Origin of the sequence: Kitasatospora sp. NPDC057198, assembly GCF_042670125.1 — a bacterium.
Classification (GTDB): Bacteria; Actinomycetota; Actinomycetes; order Streptomycetales; family Streptomycetaceae; genus Kitasatospora.
This window is the reverse complement of sequence record NZ_JBHUWH010000036.1, coordinates 13,759-30,841: the sequence shown is the minus strand read 5'-3', so window position 1 is coordinate 30,841 and position 17,083 is coordinate 13,759. Positions and strand designations below refer to the sequence as shown.

At 75.6% G+C, this 17,083-nt stretch carries 12 protein-coding genes; 8 read left to right on the top strand and 4 right to left on the bottom strand.

The genetic code is table 11. The features are described from left to right. Positions 1–143: 143 nt before the first annotated feature. On the bottom strand, positions 144–461 hold the full coding sequence (locus tag ACFUEL_RS06985) for a hypothetical protein (protein ID WP_380234994.1): 318 nt from the start codon (positions 459–461) through the stop codon (positions 144–146). Between the two features lie 446 nt (positions 462–907). On the opposite strand from ACFUEL_RS06985, the gene ACFUEL_RS06980 reads away from it, so the two are divergent. Together ACFUEL_RS06980 and ACFUEL_RS06975 are read left to right on the top strand one after the other, a co-directional pair. Then, positions 908–2,746, top strand: coding sequence for an ATP-binding protein (locus tag ACFUEL_RS06980; RefSeq protein ID WP_380234993.1), 1,839 nt, complete (start codon positions 908–910; stop codon positions 2,744–2,746). Then, positions 2,743–5,097, top strand: coding sequence for a hypothetical protein (locus tag ACFUEL_RS06975; protein ID WP_380234992.1), 2,355 nt, complete (start codon positions 2,743–2,745; stop codon positions 5,095–5,097). Before ACFUEL_RS06980 ends, ACFUEL_RS06975 begins: the two co-directional genes overlap by 4 nt. A gap of 50 nt (positions 5,098–5,147) precedes the next feature. On the opposite strand, the gene ACFUEL_RS06970 is transcribed toward ACFUEL_RS06975, so the two are convergent. Further along, the gene (locus ACFUEL_RS06970) at positions 5,148–6,101 is read right to left on the bottom strand and encodes a cation diffusion facilitator family transporter (RefSeq protein WP_380234991.1); all 954 of its coding nucleotides are present in this window, start codon (positions 6,099–6,101) and stop codon (positions 5,148–5,150) included. A gap of 170 nt (positions 6,102–6,271) precedes the next feature. On the opposite strand from ACFUEL_RS06970, the gene ACFUEL_RS06965 reads away from it, so the two are divergent. From ACFUEL_RS06965 to ACFUEL_RS06950, 4 genes are all read left to right on the top strand, one after another. Next, positions 6,272–7,993, top strand: coding sequence for a threonine/serine exporter ThrE family protein (locus ACFUEL_RS06965; RefSeq protein WP_380234990.1), 1,722 nt, complete (start codon positions 6,272–6,274; stop codon positions 7,991–7,993). A 33-nt stretch (positions 7,994–8,026) separates the two neighbouring features. Further along, positions 8,027–9,055, top strand: coding sequence for a hypothetical protein (locus tag ACFUEL_RS06960; protein WP_380234989.1), 1,029 nt, complete (start codon positions 8,027–8,029; stop codon positions 9,053–9,055). A gap of 356 nt (positions 9,056–9,411) precedes the next feature. Then, positions 9,412–10,698, top strand: a complete 1,287-nt coding sequence (locus ACFUEL_RS06955) for a C40 family peptidase (RefSeq protein WP_380234988.1) — start codon at positions 9,412–9,414, stop codon at positions 10,696–10,698. A gap of 72 nt (positions 10,699–10,770) precedes the next feature. Next, positions 10,771–11,580 carry a S1 RNA-binding domain-containing protein gene (locus ACFUEL_RS06950; protein ID WP_380234987.1) on the top strand — a complete coding sequence of 270 codons (810 nt, stop codon included), beginning with the start codon at positions 10,771–10,773 and terminating at the stop codon, positions 11,578–11,580. Positions 11,581–11,593: 13 nt separating this feature from the next. Here ACFUEL_RS06950 and ACFUEL_RS06945 read toward each other — a convergent pair whose 3' ends face one another. Further along, positions 11,594–12,910, bottom strand: a complete 1,317-nt coding sequence (locus ACFUEL_RS06945) for a hypothetical protein (RefSeq protein ID WP_380234986.1) — start codon at positions 12,908–12,910, stop codon at positions 11,594–11,596. Between the two features lie 45 nt (positions 12,911–12,955). Continuing rightward, the gene (locus ACFUEL_RS06940) at positions 12,956–13,942 is read right to left on the bottom strand and encodes an Lrp/AsnC family transcriptional regulator (RefSeq protein WP_380234985.1); all 987 of its coding nucleotides are present in this window, start codon (positions 13,940–13,942) and stop codon (positions 12,956–12,958) included. 152 nt (positions 13,943–14,094) lie between these two features. On the opposite strand from ACFUEL_RS06940, the gene ACFUEL_RS06935 reads away from it, so the two are divergent. Both ACFUEL_RS06935 and ACFUEL_RS06930 read left to right on the top strand, forming a co-directional pair. Further along, positions 14,095–15,645: an MFS transporter gene (locus ACFUEL_RS06935; protein ID WP_380234984.1), complete on the top strand. Its 1,551-nt coding sequence runs from the start codon at positions 14,095–14,097 to the stop codon at positions 15,643–15,645. Between the two features lie 102 nt (positions 15,646–15,747). Beyond that, positions 15,748–17,049, top strand: a complete 1,302-nt coding sequence (locus ACFUEL_RS06930) for a GNAT family N-acetyltransferase (RefSeq protein ID WP_380234983.1) — start codon at positions 15,748–15,750, stop codon at positions 17,047–17,049. Positions 17,050–17,083 lie beyond the last annotated feature (34 nt).

Below are 17,083 nucleotides of genomic sequence, written 5' to 3'. Positions count from 1 at the left end.
GGTGCGGGGGGGCGGCGGGGGGGGGGGGGGGGGGGGGGGGGGGGGCCGCGGGGGGGGGGCGGGGGGCCGGTTCGGGGGCCCGGGGGAGCCGCACCCGCCGCCCCCCGGGCCCCGGTCGGTGCGCGCCGCGCGAGGCGGGCGGCCTAGTAGAGGACGAAGGGGTAGTAGACGGTGTGCGCCAGGTTCGCGTTGGACTGCACGGCGCCGACGCCGCCGGAGTTGCCGGTGACACCGAGGGTGTTGTTCTGGTTGCTCGCGCCGGAGCCGGTCGCGGTCTGCTGGGTGCCGTTGGCGTTCCCGTGGACGGAGCCGACGATGTTGCCGGAGCCGATGTTGCTGACCACGCCGCTGTCGGAGGAGTGGTCGGCGCCGGCGCCGTTGTCGGCGGCGGCGGTGCCGGCGCCGGCGAGGAGGAAGGCCCCGAGGGCGGTGGCGACGGCGACTGCGCGAATACGGGACACGGTGGTCTCCCTGCTAACTGGTGCGAATGTGGCGCTGCGGGCTGGCCGCCCCGTTCGCGCCGGTTCCTGACGTCGCGTCATCAGGATTGCCCACTGGGCCGTTCGGGTTCCACTCCGGGCACGCCGGTTCGCTCGAAGGTGTCACTGCCGGGGAATAGCATCGGAACCGGCGGTGATCGGCAGAAAGCCGTGCTGGCAAGGGATTTCACCGTTCCGGCCGGGCCGCGGGCGGCCCGCGCAGGTCAACGTGCGGTTGACCGAGGATCGACAGAAACCGGAAATCGGAAAACAGTGGTCCCCCGATTGTCGTACTGGCACACTGTGGCCTTATGTCTGATGGTCTTCCCCCCGCTTCCGGGTCCGACGGAAGCGGCGCAGAATTCCCCGCGTCCGAGAACCCGGCGAATCTCCGCACCACGGAGGTCGATCTCGGCGGCCTGGTGGGAGTGCTCGCCACGCACCTGTACTCGACCCCGCTGGTGGCACTGCGCGAACTGGTGCAGAACGCCCACGACTCGCACACCCGGCGGAAGTTGGAGGACCCGGAGGGGGCGTACCGGCCGCTGATCCGGGTCACCGGCGACCCGGCGGCGCGGACGGTGGCGATCGAGGACAACGGGGCGGGGCTGACCGAGCCGGAGATCCACGCGTACCTGGCGACCGTCGGCACCGGCTACACCCGGATGCTGCGCGACCTCACCGGCAACCAGGACCTGATCGGCGCCTTCGGGCTGGGCTTCCTCTCCGCGTTCTCGGTGGCCGAGGAGGTCACCGTCACCACCGCCTCGCACCGCGAACCGCTGGCCGCGCACACCTACCGCAGCCGCGGCGGCGAGCAGTACAGCGTGGAGCCCGCCCCGGCGCGGCCCGGCCCCGGCACGGTGGTGCGGCTGCGGCTGAAGGCCGAACACGCCCACCTGGCCGACGAGTTCGCGCTGCGCGAGGTGCTGGCCCGGTACTGCGTGCTGCTGCCGATCGCGGTCTACGTCGGCGAGGACGAGCAGCCGGTCAACGACGTGGCGGTGCCCTGGCGGCAGGACCTGCCGGGCCCGGTGCACCAGCACCGGATGCGCTTCGCCTCCGCCTTCGCCCGCAGCTTCGAGCCGCTGACCGCCTTCCCGGTGGCCCCCGTCGAGGGCCGCACCGACGCGGTCGGCCTGCTCTGGGTGCAGGACGGCGGGACGTACGGGTCCAGTGACAACCGGGACCTCGCGGTGTACCTGCGCGGCATGCTGCTCGCCGACGACGCCCGCGACCTGCTGCCCAGCTGGGCCGGCTTCATCGGCGGCGTGGTCGAGTCGACCCGGCTCACCCCCACCGCCAGCCGCGAGGACCTCCAGCGCGACGAGCACTACCGGGCGCTCCAGCAGGCGCTCACCGACGCCATCGTGGACGGCCTGTACGAGACCGCCCGGCTGCACCCGGCGGCCTGGCGGCGGATCCTGGCCCGGCACGGCCAGGACCTGCTGGGCGCGGCGCTCTGCGACGACCGGCTGTTCACGCTGCTCGCCGACGACGTCCCGGTGCCCACCTCGCAGGGCGAGCTGACCGCGGGCGCGCTGCGCGCCGCGGGTTCCGGCGCGGTGCACGTGGCGCTGGGCAGCGGCGGCGGCTTCGAGGAGATGCTCTACCGGGCGATGCAGGTGCCGATCGCCCGCGGCGACCGGTACGCGGTGCTGCCGTTCCTGCGCCGCTACGCGCAGCTGCGCGACTGCCGGATCGTCGAACTCGGCAGCGAGAGCGGCAACAAGGAGCTGTTCCGGGCCCCGGACGTGCCGCTGCCCGCCGAGCAGCAGGCGTGGCTGGCGGCCGCGCTGACCGAGGACGGCGAGGAGCTGGTGCCCGCCCGGTTCGACCCGCCCGGCCTGCCGCTGGTGCTGGTGCCGGACCGCGAGGCCGAGCTCAAGGCGCGGATCGAGGACGACCGGGCGGACGCCCGGATCCCGTCCGCCGCCCTGCAGTTGGCGCGGGCGTTCACCGCCCGCACCGACGGCACCGTCAAGGCCCGGCTGTACCTGAACCTGGCCTCGCCCGCCGTCCGCGACCTGCTGGCCGCGTACCGGGACGGGCACACCGGGGCGGCCACCGCCGCCGCGCTGCTGCGCTCGCTGAAGGTCATCATGGCGGCCGCCGCCGGCTCCGCGGGCGGCGACCTGGGGGCGGCGCTGTCCGGCGTCTCCACCGCGGTGGCCGCGCTCACCGCCGCCGTGCCGGCCGGCGGACTGTCGGCGGTGCCCGACAGCATTCCGACCACAGACCTTCCCCACGAGGACGAGGAACGATGACCACCGACATCTGGTCCTGGGTGCACGACACCCACCGGCAGCTCGCCGAGTCCGGCCAGCACCGGCTGGCCGACGCGCTCGCCGAGATCGCCGGGCACGCCGTGGAGGGCCGCAACGAGCAGCTCGACGCGATGTTCCCGGAGGCGCTGGCCTCCGCGCGGGCCCTGGGCCTGCCCTGGGTGGAGGTGTTCCTGCGGCACTGGCGGCTGCAGAACCTGCTGAACAAGCGCCACCAGGGCGAGGCCGCGATGTCCGAGGCGGTGTCGCTGCTGGAGTTCGCGCACCGCGAGGAGACCGCGTCCTGCCCCCAGTCGGTGTGCGCCGTCCAGGACTTCACCATCTGCCACGCCAACATCGACGGCCCCGGCTACGTCCCGGAGCGGCTCGCCGTGCTGGAGGAGGCCCTGCAGCGGGTCGAACCGGCCCGCGCCTGCTTCGACTGCCTCTCCCGGGAGTACGCCGACACCCTGGAGGACGACGGCCGCCCCGCCGAGGCGCTCAGCCACCTCGACCGGGCCGAGACCCGGATCGCCGCGGCCGGCGAGCGCGTCTCGCTGTCCTTCGCGCACAGCCGCGCCTCCGCCCTGCACCGGCTCGGCCGCCACCAGGACGCGCTGGACGCGTACGACACCGCCGAGCGCGCCTACGTCGCCGCCGGGAACCGGCCGGACGACGACGACCGGCGCAAGCTCGCCGCCGGCCGGGCCCTGCAGTTCGCCGCGCTCGGCCGCGCCGACCGCGCGCTGGAGCTGCTGCCGGACGCCGAGGAGGCCGACCGGTACCCCGACATCCGCAGCCGCTGGTCCTCCGCCGTCGAACTGCTGGCGGCCGCCGGTGAGTTCGACAACGACGCCGCGCTCGGCGCCCGACTCGCCTCCTGGGCGGGCGAGTTGGACACCGCCGGGTCGCACCGGCCCTGCCTCGACCTGGTGCTGCGGGCCGGCCGGCTCGCGCTCGCCCGGGGCGCCCGCGAGGTCGCCCTGACGCTGGCCGGCACCGCCGGGCGCAAGCTCGGACAGCTCCGCCGCACCGAGGGCGTCGCCGAGCAGGTGGCCGGACTGCGGGCCGCCGCCGAAGCCCTGCCGCGCCCCGAACTCCCCGTCCCGGCCGAGGAGTTGCCGTCCTGGCTGGCCGAGCACCGGCCCGACCCGGAGACCGGCGCCGAACTGCTCTCCGCCGCGCTGGCCGCCGGCCGGGCCCGCGGCGAGCAGCCCGACACCGTCCTGGTGGTCAACCTGGCCGGCGCCCTCGGCACCCTCGGCCACACCCGGGCCGTCGCCGAACTCGCCTGGGCCCAGCTGGAGGTGGACCCGGGCCACGAGTACCTCACCGGCATGCTCGGCCAGCTGCTGATCGACGCCGAGGACGGCGAGGGCGTCGAGCGGCTCGCCGCCCGGCTCGCCGCCGCCGACCCGGCCGACGCGCACTGGCTGCGCGCCCGCTGGGCCGCCGCCCAGGGCCGCTGGGAGGAGGTCGGCGAACAGTGCGCGGCCGTCCTCGTCCACTCGCCGGAGGCGCTCAACACCCGCCGGCTGGCCGCGGCCGCCGCCACCCGGCGCGGCGCGCACGCCGAGGCCCAGCGCCTGTACGAGGACCTGCTCGCGCACGCCCTCGACCCGGCCGACGCGGGCGAGGAGGGCGCGCACCGCACCGTCCAGGAGCCCGACCTGTGGCACCTGCTCACCGCCGCCACCGCCAACCGGGACTGGGCGGCCGTCCGCGCCGCCGGGGCCCGGCTCGGCATCGAGTTCGACACCGACAGCGGCCCCGTCGAGGAGCAGTGGCAGCTGGTCGAACTGCGCGTCCGGCGGGCCAACGGCAGCACCACCGACCTGCCCGCCCTGCGCACCGGCCCGGCCACCGCCCGGGTGCTGCCGGTGCTCGGCGAGGACGTCGACCTCAACCACGGCGACATCGCGGTGTTCGCCCCGGCCGTGCTGAACGACCGCCCGGAGCCCGACTCGGCGGAGGCCGAGGGCTGGCGGCCGGTCTTCGAGTTCCTCACCCTGCTCGACCCGGCGGGCTTCACCACCTACTGGATCGACGGCGCCTTCCCCGACCCCGAGCAGTGGTACGCCCTGCGCGACGCCGTCCGGGAGGCCGGGTACGCGGTCTGGGTCTACAGCGGCGACGGCTACCGCACCAACGACCCGGCCGACCCCGAGGGCAGCCTCCCCGGCGTCTACGCGGCCCTCGGCGTCCCGCCGACCGCCACCGCCGCCGAGGCCGACGCCCTCCTCACCACCCTCACCGCCCACCTCGCCCACCCCCTCGCCTGGCCCGCCCTCGCCGAGGCGGCGGGCGCCGACACCGCCCGCCACCGGAAGACCATCGACGACTACGGCCTCTGACCGCCCCGGCCGGGCCCCGGCCCGCCTCCGGAGGGGGCGGTCAGGGCCGGTCAGGCCGGGGGCGGGGTCGGGTCGAGGTAGACGCGGGTGACGGCGGGGACGGCCCGGCGGACGGCGCGTTCGGCCCGGTCGCAGGCGGCTTCGACCTCGGCGGCGGTGGCCAGGTCGGCGAAGTCGACCTTGGCGGCGACCAGGACGTCGTCGGGGCCGTACACGCTGGTGACCAGGTCGAGGACGCGGACCACCCGGGGCTGGGCGGTGAGGGCCTCGGTGATGGCGCGCTCGTAGCGCTCGGGCAGGGAGCGGCCGATCAGCAGCGAGGCGTTGTCGCGGGCCAGCACGTAGGCGACCCAGGCGAGCAGCACGCCGATCAGGACGGAGGCCAGGCCGTCCCAGAGCGCGTCGCCGGTCAGTTGGGCGCCGAGCAGGCCGCCGAAGGCCAGCAGCAGGCCGACCAGGGCGGCGGAGTCCTCCAGGAAGACGGCCTTCACGGCGGTGTCGGAGGTGTGCCGCAGGTACCGGTAGCCGCCGACGCGCAGCCGCCGGGTCTCGCCGCGCAGTTGGCGGACCGTCCGGGCCAGCGAGACGGACTCCAGCACGAAGGCGATGGCGAGGATCAGGTAGGAGAGGGCCGGGCTGCCCAGTTCCTCGCCGTGCCGCAGGGTGTGGATGCCGTCGTGCACCGAGAACACCGCGCCGCCGACGAAGGTCGCGAAGGAGGCGAGCAGCGCCCACAGGTAGCGTTCGCGGCCGTAGCCGAGCGGGTGCTTGCCGTCGGCGGGGCGGCTGCTGCGCTTGAGGGAGAGGAAGAGCAGCACCTCGGTGACGGTGTCGGCGAAGGAGTGCGCCGCCTCGGAGAGCATCGCGCTGGAGCCGCTGACCGCACCCGCGACGGCCTTGGCGAGGGCGATGCCGAGGTTGCAGGCGCCCGCGACCACCACGGTGGTGACGCTCTCGCCGCCGCTGCTCCCCGGGGCCCCGGCAGTCGTCCGCTGCTCGCTCATGACTGGTCAGTATGTCGCATTCGGGAGTTTCGGGACGGGAGGGGCGGCCGGACGCCCCGGGTGGTGCGCCCCACGTCACCGGCTGTTCGCACCGGCGCCGCCGATCGGGCAAGGTGGAGGCCAGGAGGCCGCCCCGACCGGGCGGGCGGCCGGGGCGGTGGAGGGAAGCAGTGTCCGATCGCGAGCCGGAGGGCGTGCCGGCACCGGAAGCGCCGCCCACCGAGGGGCTGCTCGGACCGGACGCGCCGCCGATCGAACGGACCGTCAGCGTCCCGCACGCGCCGCAGCCGGCGCAGACCGAGGGCCTGCTCGGCCACCACCCGGTGCCCGAGGCCGCCGAGTCCGCCCGGGTCCGCCGCAGCCCGCTGTACCAGGACACCCTCACCCCCGAGGAGTGGAACGCGGCCGGCTACACCCCGTCCCGCGGCATCGACCTGGCCGAACTGCACAAGGGCGCCCCCGGCGACGCCCCCTGGCCGGACCGGATGCGCACCCTGCTGCGGACGCCGATGGCCGAGCGCCCGGCGTTCGAGCGCACCTCCCGCGAGCTGCACCCCGCCGCCGGCGCGCAGGCCCAGCGCAACGTGCCGCGCGTCCTCGACCTGTCGCTGCGGATCGGCGAACTCCTGCTGGCCAGCGGCGAGGCCGCCGAGGACGTGGAGGCCGCGATGCTCGGCATCGCCCACGCGTACCGGCTCGACCACTGCGAACCGCAGGTCACCTTCACGCTCATCTCGATCTCGCACCAGCCCTCGCTGATCGACCCGCCGGTCACCGCCGACCGGGTGGTGCGCCGCCGCACCTCCGACTACACCCGGCTGGCCGCCGTGTACGAGCTGGTCGCCGACATCACCGCCGAGCAGGTCTCCGTCAACGACGCGTACCGGCGCCTCGCCGGGATCCGCCGCAACCGGCACCCGTACCCGGCGTGGCTGATGGCGGTGGCCACCGGGCTGCTGGCCGGGGCGGCGTCCTTCCTGGTCGGCGGCCGGGTCGACTCGACGGCCTGGCTGGTGTTCGTCTCCGCGTTCACCACCGCCGTGGTGGGCGACCGGCTGGCCTCGGCGATCGCCCGCCGCGGGCTGCCCGAGTTCTACCAGTTCGTGATCGCTGCGATGCCCGCCGCGCTCTGCGGCATCCTGCTGTCCTTCAACGAACTGCACCTGCGCGGCTCGGTGGTGATCACCGGTGGGCTGTTCGCGCTGCTGCCCGGCCGGGCCATGGTCGCCGCCGTCCAGGACGGCCTGACCGGCTTCTACATCACCGCCGCGGCCCGGCTGCTGGAGGTGATGTACCTGATCGCGGGCATCATCATCGGCGTGATGCTGGTGCTGTACGTCGGCGTCAACTACAACGCCAGGCTGCGGCCGGACGAGAGCCTGGGCGGCAGCACCAACCCGCCCGTCCAGCTGGTGGCCGCGATGGTGCTGGCGCTGGCCTTCGCGATGCTGCTGCAGACCGACCGGCGCTCGCTGCCGATGGTGGTGATAAACGCGGCGATCGGCTGGTCCACGTACGGCGTGCTGACCCACAACGCGGACGTCTCGCCGATCGTCGCCACCGGCATCGCGGCCGGCCTGGTCGGCCTGTTCGGGCAGCTGCTGGCCCGCTACCGGGCGGCCTCCGCGCTGCCGTACGTGACCGCGGCGATCGGGCCGCTGATGCCCGGTTCGGCGCTGTACCTCGGCATGCTGGCCTTCGCCCAGGGCCACGCCGCGTCCGGGCTGGTCTCCGCCTCCCGGGCGGTGGCGCTGGCGCTGGCGCTGGCCATCGGCGTCAACCTCGGCGGCGAGGTGGCCCGGCTGTTCCTGAAGAACCCCGGCGCCAGCGACCGCGACACCCCGCACGTGCTGATCCCGCGCCGGGCGGCGAAGCGCACCCGCGGTTTCTGAGCGAGCCCCCCTGTCGGATAGAGGCACCACCCGATGATCAGTGCACTGCTGGACGGTTACCGCCACCACATCGTGGACGCCCACAAGCAGCCGCTGTTCCTGCTGCTGGTCGGGTTCATCACCTCGTTCGCGTTCATCCGGTTCAGCACCCGGATGATCCGCGCCCAGGTCCGCTGGTGGCCCGGCAACATCACCCCCGGCGGGCTGCACATCCACCACATGGTGTTCGGCCTCGGCTTCCTGCTGCTCGGCGGCATCGGCACCTTCGCCACCGACGGCGGGCACCCCTGGATCGACTGGTTCGGCCTGTCCTTCGGCATCGGCTGCGGGCTGGTGCTGGACGAGTTCGCGCTGATCCTGCACCTGGACGACGTCTACTGGAGCGAACAGGGCCGCAAGTCGGTGGACGCGGTGATCCTCGGCATCCTGCTCACCGCGCTGCTGCTCACCGGCTACGTGCCGCTCGGCGTCGTCCCCGGGCAGGACACCCGCTGGGGGCTGGTCGCGGTGATCGGCGTCAACGCGCTGGTCTGCCTGGTCGCGCTGTTCAAGGGCAAGGTCTGGACGGGGCTGCTCGGCATCATGGTGCCCGGCCTGTCCTGGATCGGCGCGATCCGGCTGGCCCGCCCCGGCAGCCCGTGGGCCCGCTGGCGCTACACCGGACGCCCCCGGCGCATGGCGCGCGCGATCCGGCGCGAACGGCGGCTGCACACGCGGACGGACCGGGCCCGCACCTGGCTGTTCGACCTGATCGCCGGGGCACCCGACAAGGTCCCGGCCGGGCACCCGAAGGCGCAGGCGGTGGCCGAGCGGATGGCCGCCCGGGCCCTGGCCCACCGCCGCCCGCGGCGGGGCCCGTACGGGACGGCGGCCGGCCACGGGTACGGGGCGGGGTACGGGTACGGGGCCGGTGCGGCCGGGGGCGGGCCGGACGGCGCGGGCGGTACGCACGGGGACCCGGCGCGGCGGGCGCGGGCGCAGCGGCGGCGGCGCACCGTCCGGGCCGGGCGGCCGCGGACCACCGCGACCGGGTCGGGGCGGCCCTCGGGGCGGGGGCGCTGAGGCGGAGGCGGCGAGGCGGGGGCGTCGAGGCGGGGATGGCGGTGCCCGTGGGGGTGCGGGGGTGGTCGGGGCGGGCGGGGCGGTCGGGGTGATGGGGGTGGTTGTTGAAGGGGCGTTGAAGGGGCGTTGAAACCGGTGGCGGCGCACCGGGCGGCCGGTAAGGTTCGTGGACGTCCCGCCTGCTCGGCGCATATGCCCGTTCAGACAATCCGACATCTCACCCGCGCAGCCGCATGGCGATGGCGCCGGGTCACCGTCCGGTCTGAGAATCTTGCGGTGCGTGACCGGATCATCACGTCATGCGATGACCGACCACTCGTCAGGAACCGTCGCCGCCCGCCGAGAGGGGACCCGTCATGCCGCGCAGGCTCCTCCCCACGCTCCTCCTCGCCACCGCCGCCCTGCTCACCCTGCTGCCCGCCGCAAACGCCCCCGCCAGCGCCCTCGCCGCCCGCGCGGTCCGGCCCGCCGACGACCCGCCGCAGCCCGACTACCCCTCCGCGGACGACGTCGCGCGGGCGCACGCCGACGCCGACGCCAAGGCCGCCGACGCCGGAGCCGTCGAGACCGCGCTGGCCGCCTCCCGGGACGAACTGGAACGGGCCGGGCAGGCGGCAGAACAGGCCGTCGAGGCGTACAACGGCGCACTCGTCCGGCTCGCCCGCGCCGAGGACGCGGCCAAGGCCGCCGCCGCCCGCTCGACCGCCGCCGAGACCGCCCGGTCCGAGGCCGCCGACCGGGCCGCCGGACTGCTCGCCGAGATCTACCGGCAGGGCGCCTCGCCCCAACTCTCGGCCGTCAACGCCCTGTTGGACCCGAACGGCACCGCCCCGCTGTCCGGCCGGGCCGCCGCCATCGGCATCGCCGGAGCCCAGACCCGGCAGATTCTCGACGACGCCACCGCCACCGCGAAGGCCGCCACCCGCGCCGCCGAGGAGACCCGCGCGGCCGAGGACGCCGCCCGCACGGCCGCCGGCACCGTCCGCACCGCCAAGGAGCAGGCCCAGCGCCGCGTCACCGAGCAGCAGTCCCGGGTCACCGAGACCGCCGCCCGCCGGGAGCGGCTGCTCGCCGAACTCGCCACCGCCCGCAACACCACCGTCGAACTCGAACGCCGGCGGCAGGAGGCGCTCGACGCCATCGCCGCCCGCGAGGCCGAGGAGGCCGCCCGCCGCGCCGAAGCCGAGGCCGCGGCCGCGGCCGAAGCGGCGGCCCGAGCGGCGGCCGCCGAGACCGCCCGGCACCACGCCGCCCCGCAGCGCGAGAGCACCTGGTCGGCGGGCGGCTCCGAGGCGGCCCTCGCCTTCGCCCGCTCCGTCATCGGCCTGCCCTACATCTGGGGCGGCGAGGGCCCGCAGGGCTACGACTGCTCCGGCCTGACCATGATGGCCTGGCGCCGCGGCGGCAAGCAGCTCACCCACTTCGCCGCCGACCAGTACGCCGAGTCCACCCCGGTCAGCTACGCCCAACTCCGCCCCGGCGACCTGGTCTTCTGGACCAAGACCGGCCGCGCCGCGGACATCTACCACGTCGCCATCTACCTCGGCGACGACCAGATGATCGAGGCCCCCCGCCCCGGCACGGCCATCAAGCAGGCCAGCCTCTGGATCATGGGACGCCCGGACTTCTACGCCCGTCCGTGACGCGCCCGTTCATGACGTGCCCGTTCGTGACGTGCCCGTTCGTGACGCGCCCGGCCGTGAGAGGCTGCCGCGATGGACGAGACAGCGGGCGGTGCGGCGGACGGCGGTGCGGTGCGGGGCTTCCTGGCGACGGTTCGGGTCGGTGAGCTCCGCAGCGGGGTGGTGACCGGGATCAGCCGGTCCCGGGGAGCTGAGGTGGTGCTGGACGGCTTCGCCGCCGAAGCACTGGGCCGGGTCGGGCTGTTGGACCTGCCGTGGGGGCAGCGGCGGGAGGAGGCCGTGCGGGTCGGGCGGCGGATCAGCGCCGAGGTGATCGCCGTCGACCTGGAGCAGGGGTGCGTCTGGCTGTCCATGGCGGCCGCCGAGCATCCGGAGCTCTGGGCGTTCCTGGGGCGGCTCGAACGCGGTGAGGTGCTCTCCGGCACAGTCGCGGCGATCGAGCGGTTCGGCGTGTTCGTGGCGCTGGACGAGGGCCCCGGGCACCCGGTCTTTCCCGGCGTCGGGTTCGTCACGCTGCCCGAGCTTTCCTGGAGCCGATTCGAGGCGGTGACGGACGTCGTCCGGGTCGGGGACCGCGTCCGCGGCGAGTTCCTCCAGTTCGACACCTGGAACGGGGAGGCCCGGCTGTCGCTGCGGGCGCTTCAGCCGGACCCCTTCCGGGTCTTCGCCGACGGCCACGAGGCGGGTCGGACGCTGCGCGGGACGGTCACCCGGCTGGTTCCGTTCGGCGTCTTCGTCCGGGTGGCCGACGGGGTCGAGGGGCTGGTGCCGTCGGAGGCGCTGGGCCCGGCGGAGGGGACGCTCCGGGTCGGCGACGAAGTCCCGGTGGTCGTCGCCGGCGTCGACCGGGAGCGGCGGCGGCTGACCCTCGCGCTGCGGTGAACCGGACCACCGGTCAGAGGTGCCGCACGGGGGTGGTGTCGTCCGCCCAGGCCCGGTCCACGGGGGCGTGGCGCTTCTTCAGCGCGTTGCGGGCCCGGGCGAGCCCGGCGAACGCGGACTCGACGGCGGCGGGCAGCGCGGACAGCTCGTCCGGGACGGGGACGCGCATCAGCAGGTGCTGCTTGCGGTGCCCGAGCAGCAACTCGCCGTCGGGGGAGCAGCCGTGGAGGGCGAAGTGCCGCAGCGGCTTGAACGGCTTGTCGTCGAGGGAGAGCCGGGCGCGCAGCTCGCCGTCGGCCGTCCAGGCGTACAGGCCGTAGCGGTTGAGGTGGAAGGCGCGGCCGCGGTACGGGTCGCCGACCACGGTGTAGTCCTGGCCGGTGAACGGGCTGTCCGCGCGCAGGTCCAGGCCGCCGAGCCGGCCGCGGACGGCGCCGGTGTCGTCGAGCAGGGCGAAGCTGAACTGCTGGCCCCGGCTGCCGGAGCGGAACGTCCGGCCGTAGACCGGCACGACGAACAGGTCGTCGCCGAGCGCGGCCGGGTAGTGCAGGAAGCCGTCCCGGTGGCGGTGGAGGTCGTCCGCGGTGCCGGTGAGTTCGTCCAGCGCCTCGACCAGCGAGGGCAGCGGCCGGTTGCCGCCGAACACCGGCTCGCCGCGGTGCCGGACGTGCGGGAAGACCAGGTCGGTGGGCTTCTGCTCGCGGATCTCGTCCACCAGGCAGGCGAGGGCCCGCAGTTCGGGCTTCCGGCCGGGGGCGAGGACGGCGTCGGGCCCGGAGACGGAGACCAGGTTGAGCATGACGCCGCCCCACTGCTGCACCCCGTACTCGCCGGTGGCGCACAGCAGGCGGCCGTTCGGGGTGACGGCGATCGAGGCGGCGAACGGGTCGGCGTCCGGGTCCCGGTCGCTCCAGGTGGCGTACGAGGCGATCGGCCAGGCCGTCCGGACCTCGTCCAGCTCCGGGGAGAGCACGTACGTGCCGCCGTTCCTGGTGGTGAGGACCGGGGTGCCGTCCCGGAGCACGGCGAGGCGGTGGCCGTGGGGGTGGGCGGCGGTGGCGGTGTCGTCGGAACGCGGCTCCCTGAGCGGGGCGATGGTGAGGGGCGTGCCGTCGGGCGCGTACCGGACGATCAGCTGGTGCCGGAAGCTCGGCCCGGTCGGGTCGGGGCGGAAGGAACTCTCGTGCCGCCACAGCACGGCGAGCGCGTACGTGCCGCCGTCCGGGGCCGCCGCCGCGTGCAGGACGTCGTAGCCCCATTCGTGCTTCTCGCGGTCGAGGCCGTGCTGGTCGAACAGGGCGGTGGGCACGACGGCCGGGAGCAACTTCATGGCGGGAATCCTTCCGTACCCCACCGACACCTGGCAGGTCTGCGGTCAACGGCCCAAGTGGGCAAGGGGGTTGGTGGGGAGGTGGCCGACGGCCTTGACGGTGCGGACCAGCGGTTCGGCCTCCACGTGCCGGATCTCCGGGTGGGCGCCGAGTCGGCGGGTCAGGTAGCGGTGCAGGTCGGCGGGGTCGGTGCAGAGGGCCTGGGCGAGCAGGTTGGCGGGCCCGGTGACGGCGGCCACCACGGCGAGTTCGGGGTGCGCGGCCAGGGCGGTGCCGATCCGGTCCAGGTCGGCCGGGCGGACGGTCAGCCAGAGCAGGGCGCGGGTGGCGATGCCGTAGCCGGACGGGTCGACCTCCACGTCGAAGAACAGTCTTCGGGAGGAGCGGAGTTCGGCGAGGCGGCGGGTGGCGGTGGCGACCGAGCAGCCCGCCGCAGCGGCGAGTTCGGCGTACGGGGTGCGGCCGTCGTGGCGCAGGGCGTCCAGCAGGCGCAGGTCGGTGTCGGTCGGGGGAGCGGCGGATGTCCGCGGCAGTTCCGGTGCGAGGGAGGCGAGTTGGCTGTCCGAGAGTGACCGGAGGCGGCCGTGCCAGGCGGTCGGGCCGCCGAGATAGGTGTGTAGCAGGCAGTGCGCGGAGACCGAGGTGATGCCCCGGGTGTGCGGCAGGCGGCTCAGCACCGGCGGGTGCTCGGCCAGGCCGGACCGGACGATCGCGAAGATCTGGGTGCCTGCCGAGGTCAGCTTCACCCAGGAGGTCTCCGGTCGGCGGGCCAGCGCCCGGGCGATCTCCTCCACCGCCCCCGGCACGGCGGCCACCCGCACCACCCACTGGGCCTGCCCGGCCCGCTCGTGGTCGGCGACCCCGACCACCCGCAGCCCCGCCTCGGCCCGCAGCCGCCGGTAGCGCCGCGCCACCGTCTGCGCGGACACCCCCAGCACCGCGCCGATCCGCTCGAACGGTGCCCGACCGTCGACCTGCAGGGCCTGCACCAACGCCTGCTCCAGTGCGTCCAGCACGGTCGCCTCCTCCATCGGATCGATGGTAATCCGCTTGGCGGGGCGGTGGGTTGGAGGAAATCCGCCATCCCGGGGCGGCGGCTGGAGGGAACCGCGGGGCGCCGCCGAGGCTGGGTGCGGCCGGGCTGCGGACGGCAGGCCGGGGGACGCGGGGAGAGGGGCCGGGCATGGACGGGCGGGCGGGACGGTGGCGCTGGTGGGCACTGGCGGTGCTGTTGGCGGCGGAGGCGATGAACCTGCTGGACGCGACGGTGGTGACGGTCGCCGCCCCGGTGATCCGGGCGGAACTGGGCGGGCCGGCCGCCGAGATCCCGTGGTTCAACGCGGCGTACACGCTGCCGTTCGCGGTGCTGCTGGTCACCGGCGGGCGGCTCGGCGACCTGGCCGGGCGGCGCCGGGTGTTCGTGCTGGGCACGGCCGGGTTCGCGGCCGCCTCGCTGGTGTGCGCGCTGGCGCCCGCCCCCGGGCTGCTGCTGGCGGCGCGGGCGGTGCAGGGCGCGGCGGCGGCGCTGATCATCCCGCAGACGGTCGGCCTGATCCGGGCCGTGTTCGACGGGCCCGAACTGGCCCGTGCGATGAGCGGCATCGGGCCGGTGATGGGGCTGGCCGCGATCCTCGGGCCGCTGCTGGGCGCGGTGCTGACCCGGGCCGACCTCGGCGGTCTGTCCTGGCGGGCCGTGTTCCTGGTCAACCTGCCGCTGGCGGGCGGGGTGCTGGCGGGCGCCCGGCTGCTGCCCGGTGGTGGGAGTGCCGGTGGGGGCGCCGACGGGGGCTCCGTCGGGGGCGCCGACGGGAGCGCCGGCGAGGGCGCCGGCGAGGGCGCCCGGGGCGGGCGCCGTGGGCGGCTCGACCCGGTCGGGACGGTGCTGCTGGCGGCGGCCGGGGCGCTGCTCTCGCTGCCGCTGCTGACCGGCGGACGGGTGCTGGGGGACGGTTGGCGGATCACCGAACTCGCCTTCGGCGCCGTGCTGTTGGTGCTCTTCGCGGTGCAGCAGCGGGTTCGGGTGCGGGCCGGACGGGCGGCTCTGGTCGAACCGGGCCTGTTCCGCGACCGGGCCTTCCCGTCCGCGCTGGTCGCCTCCACGCTGTTCTTCGCGGTCCTGAACGGGCTGCTGCCGGTGATCGTGCTACAGGTCCAACTCGGCGCGGGCCTGGGCGTGTTGGCCGCCGGGCTGACCCTGCTCCCGTGGACCGCCGCGATGGCGGCCGGCTCGCTCGCGGCGGGCGCCCGGCTGGTGCCCCGCCACGGGCACCGGGTGATGCGGGCCGGGCTCGCGGTGCTGGCCCTCGGTCTGGCGGCGGTGATCGCCGGGTACGCGGCGACCGACGCGCACCGCTATCCGTGGCCGGTACTGCCGGGCCTGGCCGTTGCCGGGCTGGGCTGCGGGCTGTTCACCGTCCCGTTCTTCACCACCGCGCTGGCCGGCGTCCGTCCGCACGAGACCGGCTCGGCCGCCGGGCTGCTCAACGCCGTCCAGCAGTTCGGCGCGACCCTCGGCACCGCCCTGCTCGGCGGCGTCTTCCTGGCCCGCCTCGACGGCGTCCCCGACCCGGCGGCCGGTTCGCTGCCCGCAGCCCGGCTCGTCTTCGCGGTGGCGGTCGGGCTGGTCGCGGCGGTGGTGCCGGCGGCGCGGGCGATGGTGGGAGCGATGGCGGGGACGGGCGACGGGCGGGGCGTTGACCGGAGCGCTGAGCGGGGCGTGCGGGCGGGGCGCTGAGCGGGGCGTGCGGGCGGGGCGTACACGGCACTGGCTTTGGCCCGGCTCCGACCCGGCGGAAAACCGGATGCCGGGGTTCGGGTGCCGTCGTACGGTGGCTCGATGGGCAACGACGCGCAACAGGGCCCCCACCGGGGCATCGAGATCCGGCCGATCACCCACGAGGAACTGGCCGACTGGGACCGGGCGCTCGCGCTCGGGTTCATGCGCCCGCACGTCGCCCCGGCGACGGAGTGGCGGGAGCTGCTCTTCGAGCCGGGACGGATGCTGGCCGCCTTCGACCACGACGGCCCGGCGGGTGCGTCGGACGGGCGGCCGCGCTGCGTGGCGACCTTCCGCAGCTTCGACACCGGGCTGACGGTGCCCGGCGGGGCGCTGCTGCCGGTCGACGCGATCACCGGCGTCACGGTCAACGCCACCCACCGGCGGCGCGGCCTGCTCAGCGGCATGATGCGGCACGACCTGACCGCCGCCCGCGAGCGCGGCGCCGCCGCCGCGATCCTGATCGCCGCCGAGCACAACATCTACGGCCGGTTCGGCTTCGGCCCGGCCGTCCCGCTGGCCGGCTGGCGGGTCGACGTGCTGCGCTCGGGCGGCCTGCGGGCCGGGCTCCCCGTGCACGAGGGCCACCGGATCGACTTCGCCACCGCGGAGGAGTTCCGCAAGCAGGGCCCCGAGCTGCACGAGCGCTGGCGGCCCACCCAGCCCGGCGCGATCGGCCGGTTCGAGGGCTGGTGGCGGCTGCGGTCCGGCGAGGTCGAACTGCCCGGCTTCGACCGGAAGGAGGGCTACACCGCCTTCCACCGCACCGCCGACGGCACCCTCACCGGCATGATCAACTACATCGTCGACGACAAGTGGGACGGCGCCTACCCCGACTGCCCGCTCACCGTCCGGGACTTCATCGCGCTCGACCGGAAGACCGCCAACGCGCTCTGGACGTTCGCCTTCTCCGTCGACTGGGTGCGCCACGTCGTCGCCCCGTACCTCGGCACCGGCGACGTCCTCCCGCAACTGCTCAACGACCCGCGCGGGGTCAAGCCGCACGAGGAGAGCGCCGACTTCACCTGGCTGCGGCTGCTCGACCTGCCCGCCGCGTTCGCCGCCCGCCGCTACGAGGCCCCCGGCCGCCTGGTGCTGGACGTCACCGACCGCGCCGGCTGGACGGCCGGCCGCTGGGCCCTGGAGGCCGCCCCCGACGGCACCGGCCGGATCACCCCCACCGACGACCCGGCCGACCTCGCGCTCGACGTCTCCCGGCTCGGCACCCTCTACCTCGGCGGCGGCAGCGCGGCGGCCCTCGCCGACGCCGCCCTGCTCACCGAACTGACCCCGGACGCCGCCCGCCGCGCGGACACCCTGCTGCGCACCGCCCGCGCCCCCTGGAACCCGGACAGCTTCTGAACCGCACCCGCCCCGGCCGCCGGTAATCCGCTGG

Coding starts and splice junctions, on each gene's coding strand:
- ACFUEL_RS06975 (WP_380234992.1), top strand. CDS start 2,743: ATGACCACCGACATCTGGTCCTGGGTGCACGACACCCACCGGCAGCTC.
- ACFUEL_RS06970 (WP_380234991.1), bottom strand. CDS start 6,101: ATGAGCGAGCAGCGGACGACTGCCGGGGCCCCGGGGAGCAGCGGCGGC.
- ACFUEL_RS06960 (WP_380234989.1), top strand. CDS start 8,027: ATGATCAGTGCACTGCTGGACGGTTACCGCCACCACATCGTGGACGCC.
- ACFUEL_RS06955 (WP_380234988.1), top strand. CDS start 9,412: ATGCCGCGCAGGCTCCTCCCCACGCTCCTCCTCGCCACCGCCGCCCTG.
- ACFUEL_RS06950 (WP_380234987.1), top strand. CDS start 10,771: ATGGACGAGACAGCGGGCGGTGCGGCGGACGGCGGTGCGGTGCGGGGC.
- ACFUEL_RS06945 (WP_380234986.1), bottom strand. CDS start 12,910: ATGAAGTTGCTCCCGGCCGTCGTGCCCACCGCCCTGTTCGACCAGCAC.
- ACFUEL_RS06940 (WP_380234985.1), bottom strand. CDS start 13,942: ATGGAGGAGGCGACCGTGCTGGACGCACTGGAGCAGGCGTTGGTGCAG.
- ACFUEL_RS06935 (WP_380234984.1), top strand. CDS start 14,095: ATGGACGGGCGGGCGGGACGGTGGCGCTGGTGGGCACTGGCGGTGCTG.
- ACFUEL_RS06930 (WP_380234983.1), top strand. CDS start 15,748: ATGGGCAACGACGCGCAACAGGGCCCCCACCGGGGCATCGAGATCCGG.